16 protein-coding genes are annotated in these 15685 nt (G+C 51.2%); all 16 read right to left on the bottom strand.

The genetic code is table 11. From position 1 onward, the window contains the following. Nucleotides 1–84 precede the first annotated feature (84 nt). The 16 genes from GA0116948_RS01955 to GA0116948_RS02030 all read right to left on the bottom strand — a co-directional run bounded on the left by GA0116948_RS01955 (nt 85) and on the right by GA0116948_RS02030 (nt 15457). Nucleotides 85–1155 carry a class I SAM-dependent methyltransferase gene (locus GA0116948_RS01955; RefSeq protein ID WP_089708465.1) on the bottom strand — a complete coding sequence of 357 codons (1071 nt, stop codon included), beginning with the start codon at nt 1153–1155 and terminating at the stop codon, nt 85–87. Between the two features lie 36 nt (nt 1156–1191). Then, entirely contained in the window at nt 1192–2352 is a 1161-nt protein-coding gene (locus GA0116948_RS01960) for a beta-ketoacyl synthase N-terminal-like domain-containing protein (protein WP_089708468.1), read from the bottom strand. Between the two features lie 9 nt (nt 2353–2361). Further along, the gene (locus tag GA0116948_RS01965; protein WP_089708470.1) at nt 2362–2787 is read right to left on the bottom strand and encodes an acyl-CoA thioesterase; all 426 of its coding nucleotides are present in this window, start codon (nt 2785–2787) and stop codon (nt 2362–2364) included. Between the two features lie 82 nt (nt 2788–2869). Beyond that, nucleotides 2870–3490 carry a hypothetical protein gene (locus tag GA0116948_RS01970; protein WP_089708472.1) on the bottom strand — a complete coding sequence of 207 codons (621 nt, stop codon included), beginning with the start codon at nt 3488–3490 and terminating at the stop codon, nt 2870–2872. A 153-nt stretch (nt 3491–3643) separates the two neighbouring features. After that, nucleotides 3644–4258, bottom strand: coding sequence for a hypothetical protein (locus GA0116948_RS01975; RefSeq protein ID WP_089708474.1), 615 nt, complete (start codon nt 4256–4258; stop codon nt 3644–3646). A 136-nt stretch (nt 4259–4394) separates the two neighbouring features. Beyond that, on the bottom strand, nt 4395–4799 hold the full coding sequence (locus GA0116948_RS01980) for a 3-hydroxyacyl-ACP dehydratase (RefSeq protein ID WP_089708476.1): 405 nt from the start codon (nt 4797–4799) through the stop codon (nt 4395–4397). A 42-nt stretch (nt 4800–4841) separates the two neighbouring features. Further along, the gene (locus GA0116948_RS01985; RefSeq protein ID WP_089708478.1) at nt 4842–5771 is read right to left on the bottom strand and encodes an LpxL/LpxP family acyltransferase; all 930 of its coding nucleotides are present in this window, start codon (nt 5769–5771) and stop codon (nt 4842–4844) included. Then, nucleotides 5771–6028, bottom strand: coding sequence for an acyl carrier protein (locus tag GA0116948_RS01990; RefSeq protein WP_089708480.1), 258 nt, complete (start codon nt 6026–6028; stop codon nt 5771–5773). Before GA0116948_RS01990 ends, GA0116948_RS01985 begins: the two co-directional genes overlap by 1 nt. A gap of 337 nt (nt 6029–6365) precedes the next feature. Further along, nucleotides 6366–7595: a beta-ketoacyl-[acyl-carrier-protein] synthase family protein gene (locus tag GA0116948_RS01995; protein ID WP_089708482.1), complete on the bottom strand. Its 1230-nt coding sequence runs from the start codon at nt 7593–7595 to the stop codon at nt 6366–6368. A gap of 73 nt (nt 7596–7668) precedes the next feature. Continuing rightward, nucleotides 7669–8397 (bottom strand): 3-oxoacyl-ACP reductase FabG, encoded by a 729-nt coding sequence (gene fabG, locus GA0116948_RS02000; RefSeq protein WP_089708485.1) that lies wholly within the window; start codon nt 8395–8397, stop codon nt 7669–7671. 20 nt (nt 8398–8417) lie between these two features. Continuing rightward, entirely contained in the window at nt 8418–9950 is a 1533-nt protein-coding gene (locus GA0116948_RS02005) for an HAL/PAL/TAL family ammonia-lyase (RefSeq protein WP_089708487.1), read from the bottom strand. A 44-nt stretch (nt 9951–9994) separates the two neighbouring features. Beyond that, complete coding sequence (locus tag GA0116948_RS02010) at nt 9995–11287, bottom strand: hemolysin family protein (RefSeq protein WP_089708488.1); 1293 nt, start codon at nt 11285–11287, stop codon at nt 9995–9997. A 20-nt stretch (nt 11288–11307) separates the two neighbouring features. Then, nucleotides 11308–12045: a ZIP family metal transporter gene (locus GA0116948_RS02015; protein WP_089708490.1), complete on the bottom strand. Its 738-nt coding sequence runs from the start codon at nt 12043–12045 to the stop codon at nt 11308–11310. After that, the gene (locus tag GA0116948_RS02020; RefSeq protein WP_089708493.1) at nt 12042–12623 is read right to left on the bottom strand and encodes a phosphatase PAP2 family protein; all 582 of its coding nucleotides are present in this window, start codon (nt 12621–12623) and stop codon (nt 12042–12044) included. Before GA0116948_RS02020 ends, GA0116948_RS02015 begins: the two co-directional genes overlap by 4 nt. 3 nt (nt 12624–12626) lie before the next feature. Then, complete coding sequence (locus tag GA0116948_RS02025) at nt 12627–13370, bottom strand: class I SAM-dependent methyltransferase (protein WP_089708494.1); 744 nt, start codon at nt 13368–13370, stop codon at nt 12627–12629. 71 nt (nt 13371–13441) lie between these two features. Beyond that, a complete protein-coding gene (locus GA0116948_RS02030) occupies nt 13442–15457 on the bottom strand; it encodes an LTA synthase family protein (protein WP_089708496.1) in 2016 nt (671 codons plus the stop codon). Nucleotides 15458–15685: the final 228 nt, after the last annotated feature.

A 15685-nucleotide genomic window follows, 5' to 3' on the forward strand; every position in this document is an offset into this window, starting at 1 on the left:
TATTAAATGTTTTATGTACCAGGGTACTATTTACTTTAGGTAAAAACAGCAGGGTGATCATGTGTTTGAGCGGTAGGCTGCTCTTTATTTTATCACACATTGCAGCAGGGTATAGCTCATACCCATCTGATCATTCTGGCTAATTACCGTAAGGCCAGCCGCGGTAATGCAGGCAATCAAGTCATCTGAGTGATACATCTGGCTATTGCCATTGGCCATGGCGGTAAAGTACAGCGACGTTTGCTGCAGGCAGTAGGCAGCAGACTTAAACACCTGCCGGTCCCAAAACGGTTCCAGGATGTAAATGCGGCCCCCATCTGCCAGTGAAGCCATGCAACGTTGCAGGATCGCAATAATCTGGGCCTCGGAGAAGCAGTCCAGGAACTGGCTCATCCAGATGGCGTCAAATTTTCCGTCGGGGAAGGGCAGGTTTTCATTCAGCACATCGGTGGTGAAGAAAGATACCCGGTGTTCCAGGCCGGCGGCTTTGATCTTTTGTGTTGCAATCCCCATCTGGCCGGGCAGGTCCAGGATGGTAACTTGCACATCGGGGTCGTAACCCGTGCAGGCCAGGGCCCACTTGCCGGTGTTGCCACCCAGTTCCAGCAGTTGGCGGGGCTTGCTGGCAAATACCACGGGCAGTACCTGCGGATAAGCAATATCGGAATAATAGTGATCGAAGTCGAACCAGCTTTTGCCAATGTCAGGCGGCAGCAGCGACAGGCCCGGGTAAATGGTTTCCCAGGGCCCCAGCTCCCGCAGGCCGGCCGGCTTGCCGGTTATGAGGGCTTCCTCCAGGTGGTCCATGCCCCGGTAGCAAATGTCTTGGGTGAAGTCCATGTTAATGCGGGTCAGCTCATCATATTCTATAAAATAACCCATTTTGGAGAGGGTATATTTTTTATCGTTGACCAGCAGCAGTTCTATGCCCAGGCCCGCTTCCAGCAGCACACGCACGGCATATTTGCTCAAGGTAAGCTGGGCCACAATGTCTTCCAGGCTAATACCGGCGCGGCCCGCATCGGATATAATCTTTAGAATGCCCAGGTTGCGCAGTGCGCGCGTGGCCTGGAACGCCACGGGGGCAAAAGCCAGTTGAAGGGCGGCTTCCTTAGCCTGCAAGGCGGTTTTTGTTTCTTTGGAAAAAAAGTTCATGAAAGACGTAATAGGTTGCGTGGTAATGAGCTGTATTTAAAATTTGGAAAATACCATGGCCGCATTACAGCCGCCAAAGCCGGAAGTTGTTTTTATAAAATGCTGCATACCAGGTTGGTAACGACTTTGGTTACTGATATCCAACGGCTGGCTTACGCCCAGGGTTTCAAATCCCGGGGTGGCCAGCAGGCAGTTGTGCAGCAAGGCATGCATACTCACAATACTTTCCAGCAGGCCCGCTGCACCCAGGGTATGGCCATAGTAACCTTTGAGGCTAAATACCGGCGCATGGGCAATACCTGCCAGGCCAAAGGCTTTGGCCTCCATCTCATCGTTGTACGGCGTAGCCGTGCCATGGGCGGAGATAAAGGCTATTTCCTTCGGCGATAGTTCCGTATTATCTATGGCTTTCTGCAGGGCCAGCGCCAGTTCTGCGCCAGTGCGGGAAGGACCAGAAATATGATTGGCGTCGTTGCTAACCCCACCGCCGCCTATGCGGATGTTGCTCACCGGCGATTGCAGGGCCGGATTGTTGGTCAATACCAGCGTGGCGGCGGCCTCCCCCAGGTTCAGCCCATTGCGGGCAACGTCGAAGGGGCGGCATACCTGGCTGCTCAATGCATGAAAGGAGGAAAATCCGGACACCACAAATTGCGTCAGTATATCTGCGCCGGCAATCACCACCTGGTCGTATTGGCCAGAGGCCATCAACCGTTTGGCCGTAAGAATAGCCAGCAGCCCGGAAATGCAGGCATTGCTCACCACCAGGGGGGGAGATGACGCCTGGAAATAGGCGCCAATGGTGGCCGCAGTATCATACAGTTGCATGCCCCGCAGCGCAGCCGCATCGGGCACCTGGCCTGCATGCTGCTCCAGCCAGTCTATATTGCCCTTGGTGGTGCTGAGCAGCAGCAAGGTGCGCGGCTGCGACAGGCGAATGCTGGTTTGGCCCAATGCCTCGTTAATAGAGGCAATGACTAACTGCTCAAATTTGGTAAGCCCCTGCACGGTTAGCCCGGCAGTATAAGCCGCCAGTTGTTCCGGCAGGATAATCCCTGCCGGCAGTTCCGTTTCCATGCAGGGCAGTTGCAAAGGCTGTAAGCCGCTCCTGCCCTGGCTTACCGCAGCGTAGTTTTGCGCCGTGGTAGCCCCCAGTGGAGAAGTAATATTATCCGCCGCTACATACACAGGTTGCATATTCACTGGTTAAGACAAAGCATGTTGTTGTTTCCACTGCTCAAAAAACTTAGGCAGGATGAGCTGCAACGTTTGTGTTGACTTGTCGAGGAACACCTGCACGGAAGCGCCGGTGGCCACGATCTCGTGGGTAGTGGCATTGTACAGCGTGTACTCAAAACGTATTTTGGCCGCCGGGGTAGGCACATAACGCGTTTCTACGATCACACTGTCGCCATAACGCAGGCTGCGTTTATAGTTACAGTCTACATGCACCACTGGTACGGTATATCCATTGGCAAAAATATCGAGATAACGCAGGCCAAATTTGTTGCCAAAGGCTTCGCGCCCATCTTCAAAATAACGCACGTAGTGGCCATGCCATACAATACCTAAAGGATCTGCCTCGTTAAACCGCACTAAAATTTCCACTCTTTCCGACAACAATGCCTCCATAGAAAAAAATAAGTATCAAATAAAAACAAACTGGCCTGTTTCGTGCAAAAATTGCCATGAAACAGGCCATCATGAAAAAAAGCTAGCTATTAGCCTTCACCCATTTTTTATAATCGTGGTTGTCTATATCATTGATGGTTTCATATACCACGTGCAACCAATAATTGCGCATGGTAAATCCTTTGCCGGTTTGCACATACCGCTGTGACAACAATACTTTTTTATGAGACAGGTCTATCAGCACTGCATAAATTGCCCCCTTCTTCTGGCCTTTATCCAACGCTTCCACGATGAAGAGCAAGCCTATGCCGCTACCCTTGTAATGGGCGGCTATTTTGGCAATGTCCGCATCTTTAAAGCGCTCAAAATCGGCGGCATCACTGCTTTTCAGCTTGTCTTCGCTGATGCCCTCATTAAACTTGGTTACCTGGGTCAGTTCGTTTTTTACCGGGTGATGGAAGGCACCGGCGATGTCGTATTTCTTAACCTCGTTCACCACTACATCATTGTAACTGGGTACTACTTTACTTATAAAATCGGTCGCGTTCAAGGCCGTTTCGCCCAGGTAGCGCGTTTGGGTAAAGTCCACACCCAGGTAAGTAAGGGTGGCTTTATCGTCTGCAAAGAATGTTTTTAGGGTTTGGGCCTGCACCGCTAGTTGGCATAAAAGCAAGGTGCACACAGCCCATAAAATCTTTTTCATATTACTGATTGAGGTTATGATGAAATGTAAGATTGCAGTGCAAAATACAAATTCAATTGGCAAATCGCACCCTTAGGCTAGCCGGCCGGTCATATTCCAGCGGGCAGCGACGATACTTTACCGCCTCCCCGATCTCCAAGGCCCCCGGCCCTGCTAGCTATTGGCTTTCTTCCACCGTTTGTAATCGCGGCCGCTAATATCTTTAAGGGTAGCCGCCAGGGCGGCCGTCCATTGTATGCCGGCTCGGCCTCGTTTTATATACCGTTTGCTGAGCAATACCTCTCCGGTACCGAGTGCGGTGAGTACCACGTACACGGCAACTTTCCAGCTTTTGCAGTCTGCAGCTTCCACTACGAATAGCAGGCCTATACCTTCGCCGCTATAATGGCGGGCTACACTTGCGATATCAGCTGGTTGCAAGCGCTGAAAATCGGTGGCAGTATTGGATTTTATGACACTGGTATCTATACTGGCATTGATCTGCTTTACCTGGGAGAGATCGTTATGCACCGCTTGGCGGTAAAAGGATGCGGCAATGTCGTATCGCTGGGGATGGTTTACCACCTCCGTATTGATGTCGGGAATTACCTGGCTTTTAAATTGGCCGGGGTGCAGGGAGGGGGCGTGGAGGTAGCGCATTTGCGAAAAGTCTACTCCCAGGAAAGTGAGGGGCAGCTGGCTGTTGGCCAAAAATTCGGAGAGGGTTTGCGCCACACCTTGGCCGGTAAGGGCCACCAGGAAAAACACCAGCAGTTTTATTTTTTTCATAACAGGGCACCGGGTTTTAAGGCGGAATAGGTAAAATAAAGTTTTTGGCAACGGAAGGCCACAGCACCCCGCTGCCTGCAGGCTATTAACCTGCCAATACCGGTTTTTTATCCACGATGGGGGCTGCCCATTTTCATCAGGGATTTATAAAAATCTTAAGCTCACAACTGGCCAGCACTTCTGCTTGTAGCATTACGCGGGCCAGCACGCTGGTGGCGTTAAATACGGTGTTCTGCACTTCTATCCGGGTTTGCACCCTGGCGCCGGCTGGCGGCAAGCGGTTTATCTGCAAATCTTTTACCGCGCCGATAAAGCCCACCTTCACCGGCTCATTTTTTTGCAAAGCCAGGAAACCAGCATGGGCCGCCGCCGTTTGGGCCATGTTTTCCAACAGGCCGGAAGGGGAAAACTTCCCAGCCTGCACGAAAATATTGTCTGCATTGATGGTGAGGGCCGTGTCGGCACTTTTGTCGGTGGCACCGGTCAGGGTGTCTATCATCACCATGGGCGGGCGCTGTGGTATATATTGAAGAATGTCCATGAATAAGTATAGTCAGTTACATAAAACGGAGGGAAAGCCGGCTTAGTGTGTGCCGGCTGTTTTTTCGGGCAGGTGCTGCCCGGCGGGGGCCGGGTCTTCCTGCCAGAAGTCGTAATAGTTATACCACTGCTCCGGGTACTGCCTCACCTTCTCTTCCAGGGCTTGCACAAAATCATGCACCGCTTCGTTCTTACCTTCCTGGCGGCGGCCATGGTAGTATTTGGGCGGCGTGGCCGAGAGGTGATAATGAGTGGCACTTTCCTTAAAGGCAAATACTACACACACCGGCACTTTAAAGGTAGCCGCCAGCAAAAAAGGCCCTGCCGGAAAGGCTGCAACATGGCCCAGAAAAGGCACCTGCACGGTTTTATTACCTTCCATAAAACGGTCGGCATGCATACACACCAGCTCATTTTTATGCAGGGCGTCGTTGATCGCGTAAATGTGGGACAGGTCGTTTTTAATGACAATGATATGCACTTTACGCTGGCCGGTGACCGATTCCAGATAAGCCTTTATTTGGGCATGCTCCCCATCATACATCACAATGTGGATAGGGGTTTGCAGGCGTTCAAAGAGGTAGCCCGCCACTTCCCAGTTGCCCGCGTGGGCACTGAGCAATATGCCGCCCTGTTTTGCAGCAATGATGTTGCGCAGATGTATTTCCCCGTCAAATTCAAAGGTAAAGGGGCTGGGCATATTGGCCATAACAACCACCTTATCGATGATCGTTTGCCCAAAGCGGTAGTAGTTATGGTACACCGCCCACCCACTGCGCCAGCGGCCAAAGTGTATGCGCCGGCGAAAATACCGGTAACTGTATTTAGTAGTGCTAAAAGAAAACAGGCAATAATAAAGACTGACCAGGCGAAGTAAAAAGTACGCAGGATACACGCCTCCCATGCGCAAGAGGCTTATGAAAACACGGTAACCCAGCGGCGTGCCTTTGGACTTTCCTTCCCATGCGGGCATTACACCAGTTCTTTTTGTTTAAGACGGGTTATCACGTAATCATAAAAATCCTGGAAAGTAACGATGTTGTGAAAGTCCTCCGGTTTCACCTTGAAACCGAAATTACTTTCTATCACTACCACCAGATCAATATAATCAAGGCTATCTAAATCCAGTGTGGCCTTCAGGTCTGCCTCCGGAGCAATTTTGCCGGGATCTACCTCAAATTCCTCTACCAGAAAAGCGTTTGTCCGTGTTATGATAGTTGCAACTTCCATAAAGTGTGATCCAGATATAGGTTAAGCTATTAAAAAATCAGTGATGTATCGAATAGTGAAACCAATAAGATGTGGGCTGTTTCGCTGGCACATCCTTTTTTTAATTGAAATTATTCCAGGTGTAGGCCGGGTATACAGTTCCCGCAGATTGGAAATAGGATCGGCTTTAAACGCTGCAAAATATAAATTTATTTACTATTCCGCAGTTTTTCATCCCCCTTTTATGGTAAAACGTTCCAGGTTACCCGCCGCGGCTGCAAGCTGGAGGCTGCTTTCACCGGTCATCTACTTCCATGCTATTTCACCATTCCCGGCATATTTCCCAGGCGTTGTAAGCCTAAGCGCCCTCCCATTTTTTTACAATCAGCGAGGAATTGGTACCACCAAATCCAAAGGAATTAGACAAAAATACATTAAAATTTTTATTAATAGTATCGGTTACCAAATTCAGGGGCGCGGAGGCTTCATCGGGGTTTTCGAAGTTAATGTTGGGAGCAATAAAACCCTGCTGCATCATAAGCATAGCATATACGATCTCGCTGGCACCGGCCATCCAGCATTCGTGCCCGGTCATTGACTTAGTAGAGCTAATGGGCGGCCGCCACTGGCCAAACACGCTGTGCAGGGCCTGGGCCTCGCTGGCATCGCCGGCGGGGGTACTGGTAGCGTGGGCGTTAATATAGCCGATTTCCTTTCCGGAAATACCCGCGTCTTGCAGGGCAATCTGGAGGGAGCGCATAGGCCCGTCTACCGTAGGATTGGAAATATGGCTGCCATTGGAACTAAAGCCATACCCTATTATTTCACCCAGGATGTTGGCCCCCCGGCGCTGGGCCGATTCCAGACTTTCCAGGATTACCGTGGCCGCCCCACCGCTTGGCACTAGTCCATCGCGGTCGCGGTCAAAGGGGCGGGAGGCCTTTGCTGGCGCATCTTCCCGGATAGAGAAGGCCGCAATGGCGTCGAAATTGCCCATAGACAAAAGATTAATCTCCTGTGCCCCGCCACAGATCACGCAGTCCTGCATGCCATTGCGGATAAACATATACCCCAGGCCAATGGCGTGGGAACCGCTGGCGCAGGCCGCACTTATACTGAAGTTTACTCCCCGTAGGCGGAATATGGTGGCCAGGTTCATCGTTACAGTAGAGTTCATCGTCTGAAATACAGAGCCAGAGCCTACCATCATCGTATCTTTTTTCTCCCGCATAATGTCGGTGGCTTCGATCACGGGCTTGGCCGAACTATCGTTGCCGTACAAAATACCTACGGGATATTTTTCCATAAAATCTGGGTCTATGCGGGCTTCCGCCAGGGCTTCGCGGGTGGCCATGTAGGCAAATTCTGCCTGCTCGGGCATCATCATCCGCGCCCGCCGGTCCAGGAAGGGCTTCAGATCAGGCCTTTCTACGTAACCAGTAAGGCCGGAACGGTATCCAAATGCTTTGCGGGCAGGGTCCAGGATAATGCCAGAACGCCCCTTGTATAACGATTCACTAACGGTGGCCAGGTTTTTTCCTATGCAGGAGTAAATGCCCAGGCCGGTGATGACTACTCTGTGGTTCATATGCTACTGCCCCCGCTGTGTGCAACGGGGCGCTCTAAAGTTACAATTTATAATGGGGATGCACCGGCGGTGATCAGGTGTATAGCCCCCCGTTAATAGACAATACTTCGCCCGTGATATAGCCCGCTTCCTTCGATACAAAAAAGGCTACGGCGGCAGCCACTTCTTCCGGGGTGCCAAAACGGTTCATGGGTACCTGGGCCGCGAGCTCTTTTTCATTCAGTTCCGCCGTCATGTCGGTGGTGATGAAGCCCGGGGCCACGGCATTTACCGTTACCCCCCGTTTGGCAACTTCCTGGGCCAGCGCTTTGGTGGCGCCAATTACACCGGCCTTGGCAGCTGAATAATTGGTTTGCCCTGGCAGCCCTTTAATGCCACTGAGTGATACGATGTTTACAATACGCCCAAAGCGTTTCATCAGCATACCATTGATCAACAGTTTGGTCACGTAGAAAAAACCATCCAGGTTAGTACCCAGCACATTGCGCCACTGCTGGCTGGTCATCCAGAAAAACAAGGCGTCCTCCCGGATGCCGGCATTGTTTACCAGCACTTCAATAGGTTTGTCTTTATTGGCCTCCAGCCAGCCACCCAGCACTTCCTGTACGGCAGCCTCGCTGGATACGTCGAATGGCAGCAATACGCCGCCAGTGCCGGCTGCCGTAACGGCTGCCAGGGTTTCTTCCGCAGCGGCCTGGTTGCCCTTGTAGGTAATGATAACGTGGTATCCCAGCGTGGCCAGCCGGATACTCACGGCCCTGCCTATTCCCCTGGACCCGCCGGTCACTAATGCATATTTCATGTGTTGTGTTATCGTGGTCATTAAAACTTTGGCGTTTGCCCGCGCAGGTAGTCTTTAACCCGCTGCACATCTTTATAACGCGGCGCGTCTTCTACAAACACCGGGAATATTTTCCGGATGGCGCTATATACCCCGTGGGTAAAGGCCGCCAGCTTGTCCTGGCATTGCAGGTAATCGATGGCTTGCAGTAAGGTCATCATTTGTATGCTCAATACCTCGTAGGCATTTTCCATTACCTTGTTGGCAATGAGGGCTGCGTTGGTACCCATGCTTACAATGTCCTGGTTGTCGTTGTTGTTCGGAATGCTGTGTACGTACATGGGGAAGGAAAGGGTTTGGTTTTCGGCCACGGTACTCACTGCGGTAAACTGCACCCCTTGCATGCCAAAGTTAAAGCCCAGCTTACCCAGGTTTACGAAGGGCGGAAACTTTTGGTTCAGCTTATCATTCAGCAGGTAGTTTAGCTGGCGTTCGGAGAGCATGGATAATTTGGTGATAGCAATCTTTAGCTTGTCCATTTCCAGCGATACATAATCGCCGTGAAAGTTACCGCCGTGAAATACATTGCCCCGGTGATGATCTACCACGGGATTGTCGCTCACCGAGTTCAGTTCTTCCACCACCAGGCGGGCGGCCTGCTCCAGCGTGTCGTACACTGGGCCCAGCACCTGTGGTACGCAGCGCAGGGAGTAGTATTCCTGTACTTTATCTTCAAAAACATCTTCTTCCAGTTCTTTATAGAGGTGATCAGGGCGGTGGCGGATCATTTTGCTACCGGCCAGTAATTCCCGCATCTGGCGGGCTATTTCGTTCTGACCCACATGTTTTTTCACGGCGTTCAGCTCGGCAGATAAATGGTCGTCGAAGGCTTCCACCACTTCATTGATCATGGCGCTCATTACGGTGCCCCAGTGCAGGAGGCGTTTGGCTTCCAGCACGTTTACCAGGCCAATGCCGGTCATGGCGGAGGTACCGTTCAGCACTGCCAGGCCTTCCCGCAGATGTATTTTCAGGGGGGTAATGTCTAGTTGGGCAAACACGGTGGCAGTAGGTTGTAGCTGGTCGTTATATAATACCTCGCCTTCACCGATGAGTACCAGTGCCAGGTGGGCCAGTTGCACCAGGTCGCCGGAGGCCCCCACGCCGCCATGCTCAAATATGCAGGGATACACGTTCTGGTTGATCAGGTCGCGCAGCAACAGCACAATAGAAGGATGCACGCCGGAATACCCTTGCATAAGAGTACTTAAGCGGGCTATCATCAGACTCTTGGTATGTATGGGCGACAGGCATTTGGAAGCGCCAGAGCTATGGCTGCGGATGAGGTTATACTGTAACTGAAGGGTATCTTCATCGTTCACCTTATACTGCGCCATGGGCCCAAAGCCGGTATTGATGCCGTATATGAGTTTTTTACCGGAGAACTGGCGCAGGAAATGATGACTGTCTTCCACGTTTTGCAAAGCGGCTGCATCCAGCTCCACCCCGGCTCCTTCGTATAAAATTTTGTAAACCTCTTCCAGCGTAAGCGGCTTGCTTCCTAAAATGATCATTGTGTTACAAATTATATTTATATGATTGCGTGACAAAAGTATCTTTAGCCCTCCTCTACAGCCCCCTGCCCTACCGTAACCAGGATTTTGTCTATCCGGTGGGCATCCATATCTACGATTTCGAAGGTGAAGCCCCGCCATTCCAGCTTTTCGCCGGTTTGGGGAATATGTTCCAGCCGGTATAAAATGAAGCCGGCCAGGGTATCAAATTCCTGTTCAAACTCGGCCATCCAGTCGGCCCGGTCAAATTCTGACAGGAAGTCGTAGAAAGGTATCTGGGCGTCTACCAGGTAGCTGCCATCTTCCCGTTTAAACAGGGTGTACTCTGCCTCCTGGCCCGTTTGGGGCATATCACCTACGATGGCTTCCAGAATGTCGTTGAGGGTGATCATGCCCAGGAAGGTGCTATACTCATCCACAATGAAGGCAGCATGTATCTGGGTTTCTTTAAATTTTTCCAGCACCTCGTAAGCCGAATTATTTTCAGGTACGAAGAGGGGTTTTTTCATCAGTGTTTGCAGGCTTGCCCCCATCTCGGCCGCAAAAAGGTCTTTGATGGTAAGCACTCCTTTAATATTATCGATCTGGCCATCGCATACCGGGTACACAGAGTGCAGGCTTTCGCTGATCTTGCTTTTATAATCGGCTTCCAGGGCTTTAATGTCTAGCCAGGTTACGTCGGTGCGGTGGGTCATCAGGGAGGTAATGTTGCGGTCGCCGAGGTAAAACACGCGCTCAATGATTTCTTGCTCGGTTTCTTCGATAGCGCCGGAATGCGTGCCTTCGGTGATCATGGCCTTGATCTCCTCTTCTGTAACAGGGGTTTCGTTCGTCTTAAAGCTGAACAGTTTCAGGATACCATTGGTACTGGCGGTGAGCAGCGCCACAAAGGGAAAAGCCAGGCGGGAGAGCAGGGTCATGGGCCGGGCCATAGACTTAGCCACGTTTTCAGAACGGGCCAGGCCTATGCGCTTGGGTACCAGTTCGCCCAGCACTAGGGATATATAAGTAGCCACCACCAGGATGACGGTCATGGCCAGGAAATTACTATAGGGTTGCGCAGCCGGAAAGTGATGATTTATCCAGGCGGCCAGCGGAGCTTTGAGCGTTTCGCCGGCATAAAGGCCTATGAAGATACCCACCAGGGTAATGCCTATCTGGACGGTAGAAAGAAAGGTGTCTGGATGGTTGGCCAGCTTCAGGGCGGCCTTTGCTTTTTCATCCCCTTTATTCGCGGCATGTTCCAATTTAAGCTTACGGGCGGAGACCAATGCTATTTCCGCCATGGAGAACAAGCCACTGATTAAAACGAGGATGATGATTATGACGACTTCCATAGAGCGCTAAAAATAAAGAATTATTCAAATATCATTGTAACAAAAGCCAAAAGGATGCCGCCCGCGATGGCAATTACCTTACGGCCACTGATTTCATGATACCGGGTACCACTTTCAAAGAAGATGGTGGTGGCAATGTGAATGAAGGCACCGATCACCAGGGCTACTACGTATACGAGGTAGTCTGCCACTACGCTAAACGTTTGCCCCAGCAGCCAGGCTAAGATGGCGGCCAGGGGAGTTACCAGGCCAAAACCTACCAGTATGGCCCACAGCCGGGGCTTGCTTACCCCCCCATGCACCATCACCGTCATAAGGGCCAGCGACTCTGGCAGCTTGTGAAGGGCCACACCCAGCATGAGGGAGGGGATGGCAGCGGCATCCTGGTAGTGGAAGCCCAGGGGCAGACCTTCCATAAAGGCATGCAAGCTAAGACCCACCAGCAACGGGGCGATGGCAATGTGGTGGTGACCGGCCCCTCCCGGTGTAGCCATATGGGTATGCCCATGCTCCATACCATGTGAAAGCTGGGCCAAGGCTACCTGTATGAAGAATCCCAACACCACATAAATGCCGGCCCGGCTACCCAATTGGGCAAATACCTCGGGCAAGAGGTGCATGATGGTAATACCAAACAGGAAGGCACCCGTGAAGGCCAGCAGGTACACCATGAAATGACCGGCTTTGCCAGCTCGCAAAGCAATGATACCCCCCGTGAGGGTAGCTATAAATATGAATATGAGATAAGTCCAGTTCATGCTATCACTGGTTCCTGAATAAGACCAATACGTCTTTGAAAGAAACGGGCGCAGCCCCAGCCAATGCCAGCACCCAACAACGCCCCACCCAGCACATCCAGCGGGTAGTGTACACCCACATATACCTGGCTGTAGGAAATGGCCGCTGCCCACACTAAAAAGAGCCAGCTATACTTCCCGAAATAAGGACGCAGGGTAATAAAGCAAAGCATGGCCAAAGCAAAATGATTACTAGCATGGTTGCTCGTGAAGCTGCCACTGCTGGGGCAATAAGGCACCATTTGCCGGGCAAAAGAAGCCACCACCGGGTCATGACAGGGCCGCAAACGCCCTACCGCTCCTTTGATATACAGGCTGGTCTGGTCGGATATACCAAAGGCAATGAGAAACACCATGCACCACCATAATCCCCGCCAGCGAAAGTTCAGGAGGGTAAACAGGGCCAGGAACAGGTAGAGCGGCGCCCAGGTATACGGCTCGCGCAGCCAGGGTGCCAGCCAGTCGAACACCGGGTTTTGCCACTGGTGATTCATATAAAAAAATATTTTACGGTCGAAATTGACGATAGCTTCCAGCATCCCTTATATTTTTTCCGCCAGCAAAATGAGCCGGGGCGATTGTTGGTCGGAATAAGCGTTAAAATAATAATCCCCAAAAACGTCCTGTATTTTCAGCCCCTGCTGGGCAAACATCTGTTGAAAATTGGCCAGGGTAAAGGCATTCACACATTCGGTAAAAACAGCCCTGGCCGGCTTATCGCGGTCCAGTATTCTTATTTCCTTGATGAATTGATGGTCCCTTACTTCCCGGCGAATGTCGAATACCACGTGCTGCTTTTCCGTGACCTCATGGGGTACCAGGTGGGCCTGAACAAAGGTGCTGTTCAGGTAGTCCAGCATCACCCGCCCGCCCGGTTTCAGTGCCTGGGCAATGGTGCGCAGGGCATTGTTATTCTCCCGGGCGGTGGCGAAATACCCGAAACTGGTAAAGAAATTAAAGGCTACGTCGAAGTAGTTAATGCGAAATGGCAGCCGCATATCATGCTGGTAAAAATGCAGGTGGTCATTTTCCTGCTTTTTGGCCGCCAATATGCTTTCAATGGAAAGGTCTATACCCGTTACATCAAAGCCCCGGCTTGCCAGGAGCTGCGCGTGACGGCCCTTTCCGCAGGCCACATCCAGCATAAAACAACCCGGCTTGGGCTGAAGATAAGCCAATAGCTTATCAATAAATGCAGCCGCTTCCTTCTCATCCCGGTTTGCATACAGCAAGTAATAATAGGGCGAATTAAACCAATCCCTGAACCATTGTTTGGGTACTTCCATGGTGTAAAAACCGTTAAGCGTAAGTGGTGAATCGCTACGAAGATAAGCGCCGTATGATTAACCTTTCACTATTAACCTTTTTTATTATTCAACATCAAATATCGGGTGCTTTCGTAAAAGCCATGCGTTAAATGCTCCAGGTAACGCGCAGTATCCGGCAATTGCGCTTTTATATCCAACTGTGGATTGGCTTTCAGGTCGTAGAGGGCGGTTTGTGCCGTGTTGGCCTGTTGCTCAAACAGGTATTGCGGGCCAATCACCGCGTAATACACGGCCTGGTTGCGCACATAACTGATAAACTTATACGGATGCACATGGGTACTGTCAAAAATATCGGTACCCAGGGTGTAGTTTTTATAGGGCATGCCCACCATACCGGCCACGGTAGGATACATGTCCAGCAGGCTTACCGGGTTGTGTACCCGCTGCGGCACTATGTTTTTAGGACTGTACATCATGGCCGTTACATGTACACCACCGGTAGCCATTTCGTACTCCGGCAAGGGCATAAATTTATATGGATTCAGCACACAGTTGTGGTCTCCAAAAAATACAAACAGGGTATGATCCAGGTACCCGCTCTTTTTGGCCAGTTCCATGAGGTGGCCAATGTTATAGTCTTCATACCGCACCGCATTAAACTGGGCCAGGGATACGAAACCGGAGGCTTTTAACTTTTGCGGATCTACTTCCTGCGCCGTTAGTTTTTTAAAATCCCCGGCACCCGCCGTGGTGGTGTAGGGCGGATGATTATCTGCCAGTTGCAGGAAAGCAATGAAAGGTTGCTTTTTATCATGAGCCGCTTTGAAGATATCATTAGCCTCGGTAATGAGGTCGTAGTCCGAAACGCCCCATACATCTGCCTTGGGCGATTTGTAATAACCTTCTTCAAATATTTTAATACTGTCTACATTGTTGGTAAATACCGCGCGGATATTGGCCCAGTTGGTATTGCCGCCCAGCAAGTAATATTTTTCATAGCCTTTAAACTGGTCCATCACCACCCGCTGATCTACCATGCGGGGATGGCGGCTGGCGGTTTTTTCACGGGTAATATCCGGCAGGCCGGTAGTAACGCCATATACTGTTTTGGCAGTGCTGATGGCCGGCACATAAAAATTCTCGAAGCAAATACCGCTATCCGCCAGTTGTTTCATATGCGGGGTACCCTGCAGCGGGTTGTTGAACACACTGGTGGGCGCCGCGCCGGTGCTTTCCATCATCACCATGATCACATTGAGCTTAGGCTTGTCCTTGGCCGGCACGGTACGCAGGTAGTTCAGCGCCTGCTCATCTGGCTGGTCTACCTCCAGGTAACGCGCCATGGTGGTATAATACTTACGGGTTTTTTGTACATCAAACGTATCGTCATTTACCGACAGGTTGGAGGTGAAATATAATATAGGATTCAGGGCCAGGCTGGTAATGGCGTTGTCGCGGGTAAACATAGCCTGGCTCCAGCGCAGGGGGAAGTAAGCAAAGTTGCCGTATATGCCGGCGGCAAAGAGCAGTACCGAACCGATGATCCAGCCCACATATTTTCCCCTGCTAACCCTTACGGCCAGGGCTGTGGCCTGGTGGTAAAAAATACGGCGGAAGCCCCACCAGGTGATGGCAAAAAATACAATCAGGCCCAGCGCCCAGCGCACTACGTGGTAGCTTTGCCATAGCATGCGGGTATTATCGGCCCGCTCGCCACTGGCAGCAAAACGCAGGATAGAAGGCTCCAAGCGCACCCCCAGGTAGCTGTACTCGCCCAGGTCTAGCAGGTATAGCAGCACTAAGCCCAGGTATACGATGAAAAGGTATATAAAATGAATACGGCGGATCAGCGGACGGTTAAAAAACTTTTCCCGGCTTATGAGCGCCAGCAAAAGCAGGGGCACCATAAGTATCAGTGCCAGGCGCAGGTCAAATTTAAAACCAAGGTACCAGGCCCTGGTAACGTCGCGGGGATTAGGATCGGTTGTGGTGAAGCAGCAAAAGTAAAAGATGGCCCGGAAAAAGAGCAAGATAAGTAAGAGGTAAGCAGTTTGTGTGAACACATACCGCAGATAGCGGGGAACTGTCCCCCATAATTTTTTCATGGTTTAAGATTATTAAAACGCCTGCAAGATAGGGATATTGCAGACTTCCCCCACCTAAAAACGACACCGGAGGGTTAAATACAAACATACCCATCGCTGCTAGTGTACCTACCCAACTACTGGGTTAAAGCTGGGCAAAGCCTGTTGTGCGCCTATGAGCCTAGCTTACGCCTACTTAACGCCCAGTTTAAACCGTACCAGCGCCTGGGCTTACCCCCAAAAACACCT

Source organism: Chitinophaga costaii, assembly GCF_900094705.1.
GTDB classification, from domain to species: Bacteria; Bacteroidota; Bacteroidia; order Chitinophagales; family Chitinophagaceae; genus Chitinophaga; species Chitinophaga costaii.

What these genes read in the sequence shown, in the direction of transcription:
- GA0116948_RS01955 (WP_089708465.1), bottom strand. Translation starts at nt 1,155, where the DNA reads ATGAACTTTTTTTCCAAAGAAACAAAAACCGCCTTGCAGGCTAAGGAA.
- GA0116948_RS01960 (WP_089708468.1), bottom strand. Translation starts at nt 2,352, where the DNA reads ATGCAACCTGTGTATGTAGCGGCGGATAATATTACTTCTCCACTGGGG.
- GA0116948_RS01965 (WP_089708470.1), bottom strand. Translation starts at nt 2,787, where the DNA reads ATGGAGGCATTGTTGTCGGAAAGAGTGGAAATTTTAGTGCGGTTTAAC.
- GA0116948_RS01970 (WP_089708472.1), bottom strand. Translation starts at nt 3,490, where the DNA reads ATGAAAAAGATTTTATGGGCTGTGTGCACCTTGCTTTTATGCCAACTA.
- GA0116948_RS01975 (WP_089708474.1), bottom strand. Translation starts at nt 4,258, where the DNA reads ATGAAAAAAATAAAACTGCTGGTGTTTTTCCTGGTGGCCCTTACCGGC.
- GA0116948_RS01980 (WP_089708476.1), bottom strand. Translation starts at nt 4,799, where the DNA reads ATGGACATTCTTCAATATATACCACAGCGCCCGCCCATGGTGATGATA.
- GA0116948_RS01985 (WP_089708478.1), bottom strand. Translation starts at nt 5,771, where the DNA reads ATGCCCGCATGGGAAGGAAAGTCCAAAGGCACGCCGCTGGGTTACCGT.
- GA0116948_RS01990 (WP_089708480.1), bottom strand. Translation starts at nt 6,028, where the DNA reads ATGGAAGTTGCAACTATCATAACACGGACAAACGCTTTTCTGGTAGAG.
- GA0116948_RS01995 (WP_089708482.1), bottom strand. Translation starts at nt 7,595, where the DNA reads ATGAACCACAGAGTAGTCATCACCGGCCTGGGCATTTACTCCTGCATA.
- fabG (WP_089708485.1), bottom strand. Translation starts at nt 8,397, where the DNA reads ATGAAATATGCATTAGTGACCGGCGGGTCCAGGGGAATAGGCAGGGCC.
- GA0116948_RS02005 (WP_089708487.1), bottom strand. Translation starts at nt 9,950, where the DNA reads ATGATCATTTTAGGAAGCAAGCCGCTTACGCTGGAAGAGGTTTACAAA.
- GA0116948_RS02010 (WP_089708488.1), bottom strand. Translation starts at nt 11,287, where the DNA reads ATGGAAGTCGTCATAATCATCATCCTCGTTTTAATCAGTGGCTTGTTC.
- GA0116948_RS02015 (WP_089708490.1), bottom strand. Translation starts at nt 12,045, where the DNA reads ATGAACTGGACTTATCTCATATTCATATTTATAGCTACCCTCACGGGG.
- GA0116948_RS02020 (WP_089708493.1), bottom strand. Translation starts at nt 12,623, where the DNA reads ATGCTGGAAGCTATCGTCAATTTCGACCGTAAAATATTTTTTTATATG.
- GA0116948_RS02025 (WP_089708494.1), bottom strand. Translation starts at nt 13,370, where the DNA reads ATGGAAGTACCCAAACAATGGTTCAGGGATTGGTTTAATTCGCCCTAT.
- GA0116948_RS02030 (WP_089708496.1), bottom strand. Translation starts at nt 15,457, where the DNA reads ATGAAAAAATTATGGGGGACAGTTCCCCGCTATCTGCGGTATGTGTTC.